Origin of the sequence: Nocardia sp. NPDC019395 (assembly GCF_040632335.1) — a bacterium.
Taxonomy (GTDB): domain Bacteria; phylum Actinomycetota; class Actinomycetes; order Mycobacteriales; family Mycobacteriaceae; genus Nocardia.
The window spans coordinates 72,187-85,352 of sequence record NZ_JBEYBT010000010.1 but is presented as its reverse complement, the minus strand read 5'-3'; the positions used below and the strand labels follow the sequence as shown (position 1 = coordinate 85,352).

Here is a 13,166-nt window from a genome sequence, read left to right as displayed (position 1 = left end):
CGAGAAGTTCCCATGGCCGTGCGGGAATAATTTGGTGGTTGACAAATCATGAATGGCCACCCACACTTTTCGTGACGCGCCTCACAGATGGCTCGAAACCCCCGGCCCATCTATCGGCCCCGGGATCCGTGAAGCAGCTGTCCCCGAGTTCGATTCCAGGAAGGCAAACCCGTGCGTGCTGCAGTAACCAGGGCGGATGACACCAGATCCGCCCTAGAGGCGGGATGAACGCGGAGATGGCCGACACCTCGGGATAACGACCACTCCCCCGCTCGAACTTCCCGGATTGCTCATCGCGCACCCCCGTCCGACGGGATCACGCGATCCGGCGACCGCGCCGAATTCTGCTGCCGGCAATCGAACCTTTCCGGTTCCGGCGCTTCGTCCGACATATCTCCGGACCATGTATCGGCAATCGCCCGAGGTTCCCCCAACTCGGACGAAGGTTCTCAGCACAACTGAATATCGCTATCTCGATTATCTACCGAGTGATCTTCGATGAATTCTCCGGAACGAGCACAAGTGTCCCGGAGCGAGTAGTCCTGCGTCGAAGTAGCTCGAATCTCCACAGGAGGAATTCGAAATGAAGTACAGGAAACTTGCCGTGACGACGGTGTCGGCAGTCGCGGTAACCGGCCTGTGGAGCGGAACCGCCTACGCTCAGCCGGCGCCGGACGGCAACGGTGCCACGGAGATCCATTACAGCGCGGAAATCGTCGGCAAATCCGTGGTGCTGTCCACCGATACCGGTTCTCTGGCGATCGCCGGCAACCGCCTCGACATTCTCGACGACAGCGGCAACAAGGTCACCACGGTGCCGCTGACTTACCGGATGGACAACCTCGACCGTCCGATCGCAGCCGAGATCACCGACCGCACCGTGGTACTGACCCCGGACGCCGATCCGGCCGCCGCCTCTCCCGCCCGCGATGTGCCGCGCACCGACGTCATGCCGGTCGACGCCGCGTTGCAGCAGGTCGCCGCGACCTATCCGGATGCGGACGCGCGTTCTGCCGACGCGCTGGCGACGTTGACCCAGCAAGTTTCGGTGGCCAGCATTCTGAGCGGCATGATCGGAACGGTCATCGGCGCCGGAATCGGCTGTATCGGTGGGCTCGTGGTCGGTGCCGCCGCCACCGCTCCCGTCGCATGGCTGCTCGGTGCCGGACCGATCGCGGCATGCCTCGGCGGTGCCGTGCTCTTCGGCTCCGTCGGCGCCATCGGCGGGACACTGCTGGTAGGCGGCCCTATCGCAGTGGCGGCGCTGTTCCAGTACTTCCACACCATGAATGCCCCGATCGTGCCGCCCACCACCTCGCCGACCGGAAACTGATCACTGCGCCACGCCGGTCCTGCTGGACGGCACCCCGCCCGTTCAGCAGGACCCGGCCCCGGGCTACATCCGCCGGAATCGTCGGCCGATTGCCCTTCGTCGCGGCCGCACAGCACGGCGGCTGTCGCTCTTGAACACCCGCACGAAAGAAGAGGGTGCGTTGTGGAAGACAACGAACACATACCGCGGCTCGCGCTGACGTCGGTGTCGAAGACTTTCGGTAATACGCAAGTTCTGCACGATATCTCGCTCGATATCGGCCGCGGCGAGGTCCATGCGCTGATGGGACAGAACGGATCGGGCAAATCCACCCTGATCAAGATATTGGCCGGTTTCCACAAAGCGGATTCCGGCGCCGGTGCGCTGATCGACGGACAGGCGCGAATTCTCGGCGACCCGGACGATATCCACAATGCCGGTGTCCGGTTCGTGCACCAAGATCTCGGGCTCGTCCCGGCACTCTCTGTCGTCGACAATCTCGCTCTCGGCCAGGGATATACCACCGGGCTCGGCGCACGGATCAACTGGCCGAAACAGATAGCGGCCGCCGAGAACGCCCTTCGGGCAGTGGGTTACGACCTCGACGTCCGTCGAGCTGTCGAGGATCTGCAACCCGTCGAACGCACCGCCGTCGCGATCGCCCGCGCGCTGCACAGCGCCCGGGGCGATATCTCGGTGCTGGTCCTGGACGAACCGACGGCGACCATGCCCAGGGCCGAGGTCCAGCGGCTTTTCACCATCATCGACACGGTCCGCCGGCAAGGCGTCGGCATCCTGTACGTATCGCACCATCTCGACGAGATTTTCGAGCTCGCGGATCGGGTGACCGTGTTGGTGGACGGACATCGGGTGGCCACCGAACGCTGTTCCGAGATCGACCGGGCAGCGCTGGTCGATCTCATGACCGGCGGTGTAGTCGATACGGCGCGAAAGCGATCGGCCCCCGTCGCCGGAACGCCACTGCTGTCGCTCGAAGGAGTACGCGGAACCGAGCTGGCCGGTCTCGACCTACAGGTGGGCGCCGGTGAAGTGCTGGGTGTCGCGGGCATCACCGGGTCCGGACGTGAAGAGCTGTGCGCGCTGATCTTCGGTGCCGAGCCCCGCGGCGGGAGCGTCACCGTCCGGGACCACCTGCTCCCACCCGCACGCCCCGACACCGCCGTTGAACTCGGGGTCGCCATGGTGCCGGCGAACAGATTGCGCGACGGTGTCTTCAACGGCCTCGATGTGCGGGAGAACGTCAATCTCACCACGGTGCGCCGGCTCGTGCGATATGCCCGCATCCAGCCTGCGGCCGACCGGCGTCAGGCGGCCGATATCTGCAGCAAGATGTCGGTGAAGGCGCCGTCACTCGATGCGTCGATCGAGGCGTTGTCGGGCGGAAACCAGCAGAAGATCGTGCTCGGCAAATGGCTGCAGACCGACCCCTGTGTCCTGCTGCTGGACGAGCCCACCCAGGGCGTCGATATCGCGGCGAAGGCCGAAATACATCGGCTGATCGACGCGGCGGCGGAGCGCGGTGTGGCAGTGCTGGTCTGCTCGTCGGACGAGGCAGAGCTGGAACGCCTGTGCGACCGCGTCATCGTCATGCGGCACGGCCACGCGGTCGGCGAAGTGAAAGGTGCCGAAATCCGGACTCGGCGCCTCGTCCATATGAGCCTCGGGCTCCCCAGCGAATCGTACGAACAAGGAGTGGTCGGCGATGGCCTCCAGACACACCTCTGAACTACCGCCCGGCACCGTGACCGAGGCGCAGGCACCGGTTCCGGGCAAACCGGACAATCGCTCGCGCACCCGGCCTGCCGGGATTCTGCGCCTGGACCGATACTCCGGTCTCTACCTGGCTGTCCTTCTCGCAGTGATTTTCTCGGTGTTGTTGCCGGAAACCTTCGCCACTCCGGAGAACGCACGGGTGATCGCGGGTAGCGCGGCGATCGGGGGGATTCTCACCCTGGCCGTAGCTGTCTCGATGGCAGCAGGAACCTTCGACATATCCCTCGCCGCGAATATGACATTCTCGATCTGCCTGCTCGGGAAATTGCTGTCTGCCGGCAACCTTCCGTGGCCACTCGCGGTGCTGATCACCCTTGCGGTAGGTGCCGCGATCGGCGCGGTGAACGCCGTCGTCATCACCGGCTTCGGGGTCGAGCCGATAATTGCCACACTCGGCATGTCATCGGTTCTCGCCGCCTTGGCATTCTGGGTGGCCGACGGACAAACCATCCTGCTGGACCATGTCGGCTCCGCCTTCACCGACGCCGGATCATCGATGATCGCCACCGTGCCCATCACGGTCTTCTACCTGGCCGTCGTGGCCCTCGGGCTCTGGTTCATGCTCGAACACACACCGTTCGGCCGCTACATCTACGCCATCGGGTCCAATCCCCAGGCCGCGAAACTCGCCGGTATCAAGGTGAAGCGGATACAAGCGGTCTCGCTCATGCTCACCAGTGGACTGGCCGCGCTCGCCGGGGTCGTTCTCACCATGCAATTGGGCGCGGCGTCGTTCGGCGCAGGCGCGCCGTATCTGCTCCCCGCGTTTGCCGCGACCTTCCTCGGGTCCACCCAGATCGTTCCCGGCCGATTCAACGTTCGCGGCACCGTGGTGGCCCTCTACATGCTGGCGATCGCGGTCAAAGGACTGCAGCTCCAATTCCCCGATCTCCCCTGGATCAAGGACATGGTGGAGGGCCTGGTGCTCCTCGTCGCCGTCAGTGTGACGGCGCGCGCCGTTCGTCAACGCCGCTCCCGCTAGCAATACCTCACTCCCACGCAGGAACCGCGTCCACCGGGCGCGCCGAGAAAATGAAGTAGGTCCGTCATGTCCGCACAACGCTCGCTCGTCCGCCGGTGGACGCGCCTTCTCGCAGGCATCGCCGCCGGCACCCTGATGCTTACCGCGACCGGCTGCAGTTCCGGCGGCGGCGCCGCCGGAAGCGGCGGCGACCTCACCGCTGCCGAGCAACAGTGCGTGGACAACGCGAAGCAGTATCTCGACACTCGCGGGTTGCTGCCCGCTTCGCTTCCCACCGAGCTGACACCGCTCAGCGAGCCCCCGGCCACGGGACTGACGGTCACTCGAATCGCTGCCGCATCGGTCCCGACAGATGTCGAGGTATCGCGGCGGCTCGTCGAATCCCTCCCGGTGGTCGGCTGGACCGGGAAAGCGGTGACCTACGACGGGTCGGTCGAGGATGCCAACCGCAAACTTCTGGAAGGTATCGGCAACTCCGATATCGTCATCATCAGCGGGGTGCCCATCGCCGCACTCCAGAGACCGATCGAAGCCGCCGAGGACAAGGGCGTGCTGTTGATGTTGGACGGGACGGAACCCCCACGGTCGGTGCCGGGTTTCGGCGCTACCCCGCTGGGTGGTGATATGTGGGCCCGAATGGGCGAGCCGGCTGCGTACTCCGTATTGCAGGCGACCGGCTGCCGGGGCAAAGTGGCGGTGTTCGGCGTCGCCGCACCGGCCATGCGTGAGCTGGCCGCCGGTGTGGAGGATGTCGTGCGGAAAGAGTGCGCGGAGTGCGGGTATTCCTACACCGAGCTGCCCTTCAGCGATATCGGGTCGCCGGCGGCCACCAACGCGGTGATATCCAAGCTCCAGGCCGATCCTTCCATCGAATTCGCGTTCTTCACCATCGGCGATCTCGCGCGAGGAATCGAGCCGGCGCTGAAACAGGCCGGTATCCAGGTAGAGATGGGTGGCGCACTACCCGGTCCGGCCAACCTTTCGTCTCTGAAACAGGGCCGGAACTCGTTCTGGGTGGGAGTCCCGCAGGATATGACGGCGTGGGTGACACTGGACACGGCCGTGCGCGCCCTCGACAGCGGTGAGCCCACCGTCGGAAATCACTTCCCGTTGCCGATTTTCACGCCCGGCAATATCGAGTCCACCGATGTGGTCCCGGCTTACCCGACCGACTACCGGGCACAGTTCCAGAAGCTCTGGAAGATCACGTCATAACTCTCCGGTCAGACCGTTCCAGACACGCACAACGGGGTCCTCGCCAAAGCGAGGGCCCCGTTGTGTTTCCGTGACGGCAACAGGGCGGTCACCGGTCGAGCGGATCCACCGCGAGATTCACCAGCCGACCCTCACCAGCGCGTTCAGCGCCGGTATCGAGGATTCGTCGGTCTCCTCGGTCAGCGCCACTCACTGCGCTGGTACTCAGATGTCGTCTCGGACACGTCCGACCACCTTCCGTTGACAAAACGGAGATAGCCTCCGTATGTTGAGAAGGAAGCGGAGGAAGCCTCCGCTCTTGACTGTCAAGGCTACCTCACCCCGGACATCCGCGAGGCGGCGCCTCGGCACACCTTCAGCACGGACTCGACCCACGCCTCGCCGAAGCGGCGCGGACGCCGAGCCGGCACCCCACCGGACTCATCACGCGAGGCAGAGACATATGGCAACCCGGAACACGCCGGTATCCGATATCGGACACCACCCGACACAGAACAGCTCCAGCGACCGTCCAGAATCCGGAAGCGCGCTGATCATCGGCCTCCTGATGGTCTCGGCATTCATCGTGTTGCTGAACGAGATGCTCCTCGGAGTTGCGCTCCCCACGCTGATCATCGATCTCGGCATCACCCCGGCGACCGGGCAGTGGCTGACCACCGGGTACCTGCTGACCTTGGCGGTACTCATTCCGGCGACCGGGTTCCTCATGCGGCGTTTCCAGCTGCGGACGATATTCCTGGGCACGATGTCGCTGTTCACGGCCGGGACGGTGATCGCCGCTCTCGCACCGGGCTTCGAGGTCCTGTTCGCCGGCCGCATCGTCCAAGCAGCCGGAACCGCCGTCGTCGTTCCGCTGCTGATGACCACGGCCATGAGATTGACTCCCACGGCTCGCCGCGGGCGGATGATGGCACTGGTCACCGCCGTCCCGGCGGTCGCACCGGCGGTCGGCCCCGCGGTATCCGGGGTCGTACTGGCCTTGCTGCCCTGGCGCTGGCTGTTCATCCTCGTATTACCGGTCGCCGCGATCGCACTGGTGGTGGGAGCCAAGAAGCTCCGCAATATCACCACGCCGCAGACGGTGCGGCTCGACCTGCTGTCCCTCCTGTTCTCCGCCGTCGGATTCGGCGCACTGGTCTACGGGCTGGCATCGATCGGTGAGTCGGTCTCGGGCCACGCGCCGATTCCGCCCTACGTGCCGATCCTGGCCGGGCTTGCCGGTATCGCGGCATTTGCCTACCGGCAGACAGTCCTCCAACGGGACGGTGACGCATTCATCGATATGCGAATTTTCACCACACGATCGTTCACGGTGCCACTTTTGGTGATGGCCGTCATCGCCCTCAACGGATTCGGCACTCTGCTCGTCCTACCGCTGGTGCTGACGAACGTCGCCGGGCTGGGCACGTTCGCGCTCGGATTGTTCCTGGTGCCCGGCGGAGCGATCATCGCTCTCGTCTCCGCTGTGAGTGGACGCGTGTACGACCGCTTCGGGCCCCGGCCTCTGGCGATCCCCGGCGCGCTCGTCTGGACAGCGTCGCTGTGGTTCCTCAGCACGCTGAACGAGGGCACGGGGGTGGTCACACTCTTGCTGGCGTACGTGGTCATGTCGGGAGCGCAAGCACTGATGTGGGCACCGATGACGACCGCCGCGCTGGCATCTCTGCGCGCCGAACTCTATCCGTACGGTGCTGCCGCATTCACCACCGTCCAGCAGCTCGCAGGGGCCGCGGGCGGAGCGGTACTCATCTCCGCGTACACCATCGGATCCCACGCCGCGGACGCCGGCGCACTCACCGTCGCCCAGTCCGTATCCGCAGGGCAGACCGCCTTTACAACCGCAGGAGTGATCGCCCTCGTCGCGGTGCTCGGCGTCCTGGTCGTGCGCAGGACATCGGCTTCCTCCGAGGCGGCCCCGCCCAGCCCTGCCACGCCGGGCGACGGCGCTTCCCACCATGCGAGCCCGCTGACATCGCCCCAACCGTAAATCGAGGCCGTGTCCTCGGCCGCTCAGCGCGCAGGTCGATCAAGGAAGTCGTGGTTATCGACCGATCAGATCGTCGGCCTCCGGCGGATACGAGACCACCGGAGGCCGCCGCCGAGATCTGGCGGCGGCCGGCCCCACCGCGATCATCGCGGCAGCAGCGACAGTCGCCGGGACAATCGCCAGCAGGAAGATGGTCTTTGCCGGAACCTGAGCTGCCAGCAGCGCCCCGCCGATCGCCGGCCCCACCACCGACCCGACCTTTCCGATGCCGGACAGCACACCGATCCCGGTAGCCCGCATCCAACTCGGGTAGACATCGGTCGCTACCGCGTTGACACACATCTGAGTGCCTATCGCAAAGGCGCCCACGGCGAAAATGGTGACGAGCAGGAACGGGAACGACCTCAAAGACAACGCTGTCACCGCAATACCGACGATAGCCGCCGAAAAACATAGGCCCGGCAGCCGATTCGGAGATTTCCTCCGATCCGCGAGCGTTCCGATAACGACACCGCCGAACATCGCGCCCAAATTGCAGGCCGACGACGCGGCGAGAGCCTGGTTCGTGGGAAGGCCCGCCTCGGCGAACACCGAGGGTAACCAGGACATCAGAAACAGAGTCAACAGAACCGCATGGAAGAACACGACACCGAGCAGCAGTGTGGTGGGAGCGAATCGCCTGGTGAAAAGGACCGCGATCGACGGCTTGTTACCGTCGCCATGATCCCGGATGACGAGAGTCCCGGCCGACGGATCGACGCCGCGCGGATCGATCGACCGCAACAGCGATCGCGCCTTTTCCACCTGACCGTCCAGCGTCAGGAACTGAACAGTATCCGGAAGCCAGCGGATCAGCGCAAGAACCAGCAACAGCGGCAGAACCCCGCCCAGGAAGAACACCGAGCGCCAGCCGAATTCCGGGATGAGCGCAGTTGCCAGCAAACCACCGAGAAAGCCCCCGGCCGCGCTGCTGGCTCCGATCACGGTCACTATCGTCACCCGCTTCCGCTTCGGAGCGAATTCGGCTCCGTAAGCGAAAGAATTCGGCAGAACGGCGCCGAGCCCGATACCGGCCAAGAAACGGAGCACCACGATCTGCCCGACGTCCTGGGCCGCCACCACCGCCAGGGTCATCAGCCCGAACAGCGCGACACCCGCGATCTGCAACGGGCGTCGACCGTAGCGGTCGGCCCGGGGCACCAGGAATACGGCACCGACGATCATCCCCACGAGCGATGCCAGTATCGCTGGGGTGAGACTCGCCGTGGTGGTCCCCCATTGTTCGGCGATGGACGGCGCGGACACGGCCATGAGAAGGGCATCGAAGCCGTCGAACATCGCGACGGCCATCGACAGGCCGATGGCCCGGCGTTGTACCGGGGAGATCGCCGCGTTGTCGATGACGTTCTGGACGTCGATAACTGAGGGTTTCGTCATTGAGACTCCTCGATGGTGATCAGGACTCAGAAAGAACTGGCTCGTCGACGACGCCCGGACCGGGTTCGTATCACCGCGAAACCGGCCGACGTCGTGTCTTCCGCTAGCTCGGTGGTCGCCGGGTCGATCGCCTTCGCCACGTCCAGGTCGGTCGCGTGACGCGCATCGGACCGACTGAGATCATCAGCGCCCGTATGCTGTTGTCACCGAGCACAATCAGCGATGAAGGCGCGACGCCGTCATTCGTCACGGTCAACTCCCAGGCAGCCGCGATGCGGCGTCGAGGCGAATGGTTTCGCCGTTGAGCATTGGGTTCTCGATGATGTGGGCGGCCAGTAGGGCATACTCCGCCGGCCGACCAAGTCGATTCGGATGAGGTATCGACGTCGCAAAACGTTCGAATGTCGTGGGCGGCAGCCAGGTATCGAAAAGCCCGGGAGCGATGGTGCACACCCGGATCAGGCGGCTCGCCAGGTCCCGGGCGGCGGCCAGTGTCAGACCGGCGATACCCGCTTTCGAGGCAGCGTAGGGCACCTGCCCGATCTGACCTTCGAATGCGGCCACTGACGAGGTCAGTACACAGACTCCGCGCTCACCGTCGACGGGAGCGGTGGCAGCCATCGCCTCCGCGGCCAGGCAAAGGACGTTGTAGGAACCGAGTAGGTTCAACCTGACCACCGACTCGACATCGGTCAGTGGCACCGCCTTGTCCGCTTGGTCGAGGATCGGGAACTTCCCCGGGCCGCCGGCGCAGTGAACCACCGCACGCAGGGGTCCGCGCCGGCCGGCGATCTCGAGCGCGGCGCGAACCTGCTCTTCGTCGGTGATATCGGCCGCGACGAATTCTCCGGACACTTCGGCAGCAACATTCGCGCCGGCCGATTCCGGAAGATCGACCACTGTCACTTGCGCGCCGCCCGCTGCCAATTTCCGTACGGTCGCCAGACCTAGACCGGACGCACCGCCGGTAATCAATACCGACGTGTTGCCAATTTGCATAGCTCGGCCTCCAGGAGGACGTTATCGACCGGCGAGCCATATACGGCGGGCCGATGATTGCCGATCGCACCGACAGGACCCGTCTCGGACCCGCACAACCGGGCCCCGAGGACAGGCGAGGGCGCACGTTTGCCTGCCGAGCGAATCTCAGCGACGCCGCCGAGAAATGGTGAGATGGTCTGCCGTCAGGCGAAACGGATCACGCCGCGAATGTTGCGGCCTGCCTCCATATCGTCGTAGGCGTCGTTGATCTGGTCGAGCGAGTACGTTTTGGTGACCAGCTCGTCGAGTTTGATCTTGCCCGCCCGGTACATTTCCAGCAGCAACGGCATCGCTTCGCGTGGTGATTTCATACCGAACAGCGCGCCTCGGATGGTCTTCTGCATCATCGCCAGATGACTGGCGTTCAGACCCGGCACGGTGCCGTCCTCTGTCATCGAGCTCACCCCGGTCACCACCACGGTCCCCGCCTTCCGGACGGCGGCCAGGCCTTCGCCGATCAGTGCGTTGTCGACAAGCCCGGCGCTCAGGATTACCACGTCGGCGCCCTGTCCGTTTGTCAGCTGAGCCACGCGGCCGGCCGACTCCACGAAGGAGGCGAAGGATTCGGTCGCACCGAAATCGAGCGCCCAGCGCTGTTTGTCGGCTACCGGATCCACGGCAATGATATGGGCGGCGCCGCTTTCCCGTGCCCCCTGTACGGCGTTCATGCCGATACCCCCGACGCCGGCGACGATCACGACGTCGCCGGGCTGCACGTTGCCGGCCGTGGTGGCCGAGCCGAATCCCGTTTGCACACCGCAGGCCACGAGGCAGGCGATCTCCAGCGGAATGTCCTTGTCGATCTTGACCAGGGACAGCTGATCGTAGACCTGCCATTCGGAGAAGGTGCCGCACAAACCTGTTGTCGCGACGTCCTTTCCGTCGGTGGTATGCATCCGGAACGTGCCGTCCAACTGGTGCCCCTGCATGATCAGGGCACCGTTGTCGCACAGGTTCTGCATCCCCGAGGCGCACCAGCGGCATTTACCGCAAGCGGGTATGAAAGAAGTCAGGACGTGATCACCGACTTCGAAATCGGTGACATCTGGACCGAGCTTGCGCACGATGCCGCCACCTTCATGCCCGCCGACTGCCGGGAGATGGCCGATCGGGTTGTCTCCGCTCGAGACATGGGCGTCACTGTGACATAAGCCGGTCGCCACCATTTCGACGAGCACCTCACCCCCTTTGGGCTCATCGAGCTCGAGTTCTTCGATATTCCATTCCCCGGGCGACTCCCGGAGTACGGCTGCACGCGTTTTCATTTGTCTTCACTTTCTTCCGGAAGGTTTTTCCTCGGGTGCCGACCAGGACTCTCGACGTTGCATCGGGAATCCACCGGCATACCGTTGCGCCGCATGTGCTGTTACCGGGCCAGCGCTCTCCACAAGCTCAACAGGTCGTCGTTCGACGGTGTGCCCTCGATGGCTTGCATCCTGGCGACCATCTCGTCCCGTTTCGCGGCCGCACCCTCGCGCTCGGCCGCGGCCAGCGCCCGGACGAGCTCGGAAGAGGTGAGGTCTGTGCAGTAGGCGGGCGTGCCGGGCTGCTGACGCCACGACTCGCCGATCGTTCCCGAATCCACCGCGTCGAATCCGGTCAGCTCGACGAATTGCCTCGCCACTGCCTTCGACCGTTCGTCGTCACCTGCCACCGCCAAAGCGATTCTGCCCGGAGCGCCCGGGTCCGTAGCCTTGGTCGCGAAACTACCCGCCAGGATGCTGTTCCAGGCCTTGACGACCGGGCGACCGAGTTGCTCTGCCACCCAATCACTTTCGACCTGGCCCCTCTCCACCGCGGCGATCGTCCCATCCCGGAACGGGAAGTAATTCGAGGTATCGATGATCACAGCCGCATCCGAGGCCGCCGACACCGCGGTCCGCAGGCTGGGTACACGCGCGAACGGGACCGAGGTAATCACCACATCGGCCGCGCGAGCCGCGTCCGCTGCCCACTCAGCCCGCGCCCCCGAGGCGTGCGCGAAGTCGCGGATTGTATCGGGGTCACGCGAATTCGCCAGCAGGACTTCGTGACCCCCCGCGGACAACCGTCCGGCGATCGTACCGCCGATCTTTCCGGCACCCAGTATTCCGACGATCATGGCTACTCCATCACTTCGCTTACCGGTCGGCCTGAAAGCGCCCGGCCACCATCGGCGAAACCGGCACGACCGCGTATTGGTCTTCGCCGGAGCCGAGGTGTGTCTGTTCTGTCCAGCCGATTTCGTCGGTCATGGCGAGGGGGTAGGTGTCCCCCTGTCCGGCCTCCATGGCCGCCCGCACTTCGTCCACGTCCGTGGACCCCACCGCAGTCACCGCGTTGGCATAGGCGAGCACGGTGTCGTACGCGAGCCCATACAGGTAGAGGCCCGACGTGATCTGCGCACCGGACTCCTCCAAGGAAGCCATCAATGCCTGCGCGCCCGGCCGGTCGCCGGCCGCACTGGCCTGAATCTTGTACGTCGCCAGAGTGACACCACGCCGCTCTTCGTCGGTCAGGGTTCCGTACATATCGTTCGCGGTGGTCGACAGATCACCGACGAACGGGATATCGCCCATGCCGACCTTGATCCGGCTCTTCAGAATGTAGGTGGGGTGCACGAAATCGCTGAACACGACGGCATCGGGGCGTTTGCTACCGATCCTGGCGAGCGGGCCGTCCATCTCCACCACGTCGGGTTCGTAGGACTCGGAAACAACCGTAATCCCGGCCGCCTCAAGGGAATTCGCGTACAGTTCCCGGACTCCCTCGCCGAACGCGTCGCTCGCGGTCAGTACCCCGACGGTCTTGTAACCTTTTCCAGCCAAGTGCTGCGCAAGGTAATCGGCGATCGATTGGCTGGTGACGCCCGCGCTGAAGCTGTACGGGAATGTCGTCGCATCCCCGACTTCCGGCGCCGAACCGTTGTTGAGCGCGATCACCTTCTGGCGAGTGGTGAGACTGAGCAGCGCCAATGTCTCCGAACTGGTCGCGCCCGCCCAGACGACTTCCGGTGGGTCGGTGCGGATTCGCCCCTGGAGCAGGGATACGGCCTTCGTGGGATCGCTCTCGTTGTTCTCGACCTGGAGTTCGACCGGACGGCCGAGCAGCCCACCACCGTCGTTGATCGTGTCGACTGCCGCGGCCATTCCGGCCCGGATGCCGGGCGAGAAGCTGGAGCTCGCACCCGACATTCCCAAGCTCGCGTAGAGCACGAAGGGGCCGGAATCGTCACCCGCTCCCGACTGGTCCGGAGCTCCGCACGCGGCCGCCAGGCACGCCAGTGCCGTAACACATACAACGGCAAGCAATCTTCGTGGCGAGCGTCTGCCGGCGCGCCTGTCGATCATCATTGATCTGTTCCTTCCGGGAAATACTCTGTGCACAGCCGGCAACGGGCGGGTTGTCACCCGGTTTCT

General features: G+C 64.8%; 10 protein-coding genes. 5 read left to right on the top strand and 5 right to left on the bottom strand.

Features of this window, described 5'->3' with window-relative positions; genetic code table 11:
- Nucleotides 1–583 precede the first annotated feature (583 nt).
- The 5 genes from ABZ827_RS21530 to ABZ827_RS21510 all read left to right on the top strand — a co-directional run bounded on the left by ABZ827_RS21530 (nt 584) and on the right by ABZ827_RS21510 (nt 7,290).
- Nucleotides 584–1,333 (top strand): hypothetical protein, encoded by a 750-nt coding sequence (locus ABZ827_RS21530; protein WP_357239226.1) that lies wholly within the window; start codon nt 584–586, stop codon nt 1,331–1,333.
- Between the two features lie 162 nt (nt 1,334–1,495).
- On the top strand, nt 1,496–3,058 hold the full coding sequence (locus ABZ827_RS21525; protein ID WP_357239223.1) for a sugar ABC transporter ATP-binding protein: 1,563 nt from the start codon (nt 1,496–1,498) through the stop codon (nt 3,056–3,058).
- Nucleotides 3,036–4,088 (top strand): ABC transporter permease, encoded by a 1,053-nt coding sequence (locus ABZ827_RS21520; RefSeq protein ID WP_357239220.1) that lies wholly within the window; start codon nt 3,036–3,038, stop codon nt 4,086–4,088. The genes ABZ827_RS21525 and ABZ827_RS21520 overlap by 23 nt, the downstream gene beginning before the upstream one ends.
- A gap of 66 nt (nt 4,089–4,154) precedes the next feature.
- Complete coding sequence (locus ABZ827_RS21515; RefSeq protein WP_357239217.1) at nt 4,155–5,303, top strand: hypothetical protein; 1,149 nt, start codon at nt 4,155–4,157, stop codon at nt 5,301–5,303.
- A 442-nt stretch (nt 5,304–5,745) separates the two neighbouring features.
- A complete protein-coding gene (locus ABZ827_RS21510) occupies nt 5,746–7,290 on the top strand; it encodes a DHA2 family efflux MFS transporter permease subunit (RefSeq protein WP_357239214.1) in 1,545 nt (514 codons plus the stop codon).
- A gap of 54 nt (nt 7,291–7,344) precedes the next feature.
- Here the strand turns inward: ABZ827_RS21510 and ABZ827_RS21505 are convergent, their stop codons facing one another.
- The 5 genes from ABZ827_RS21505 to ABZ827_RS21485 all read right to left on the bottom strand — a co-directional run bounded on the left by ABZ827_RS21505 (nt 7,345) and on the right by ABZ827_RS21485 (nt 13,100).
- A complete protein-coding gene (locus ABZ827_RS21505) occupies nt 7,345–8,727 on the bottom strand; it encodes an MFS transporter (protein ID WP_357239211.1) in 1,383 nt (460 codons plus the stop codon).
- A 252-nt stretch (nt 8,728–8,979) separates the two neighbouring features.
- Nucleotides 8,980–9,726, bottom strand: a complete 747-nt coding sequence (locus ABZ827_RS21500) for an SDR family NAD(P)-dependent oxidoreductase (RefSeq protein ID WP_357239209.1) — start codon at nt 9,724–9,726, stop codon at nt 8,980–8,982.
- Between the two features lie 185 nt (nt 9,727–9,911).
- Nucleotides 9,912–11,033 carry an NDMA-dependent alcohol dehydrogenase gene (locus tag ABZ827_RS21495; RefSeq protein ID WP_357239206.1) on the bottom strand — a complete coding sequence of 374 codons (1,122 nt, stop codon included), beginning with the start codon at nt 11,031–11,033 and terminating at the stop codon, nt 9,912–9,914.
- 101 nt (nt 11,034–11,134) lie between these two features.
- Nucleotides 11,135–11,869 carry an NAD(P)-binding domain-containing protein gene (locus ABZ827_RS21490; RefSeq protein WP_357239203.1) on the bottom strand — a complete coding sequence of 245 codons (735 nt, stop codon included), beginning with the start codon at nt 11,867–11,869 and terminating at the stop codon, nt 11,135–11,137.
- 19 nt (nt 11,870–11,888) lie between these two features.
- Nucleotides 11,889–13,100, bottom strand: coding sequence for an ABC transporter substrate-binding protein (locus ABZ827_RS21485; protein ID WP_357239200.1), 1,212 nt, complete (start codon nt 13,098–13,100; stop codon nt 11,889–11,891).
- Nucleotides 13,101–13,166 lie beyond the last annotated feature (66 nt).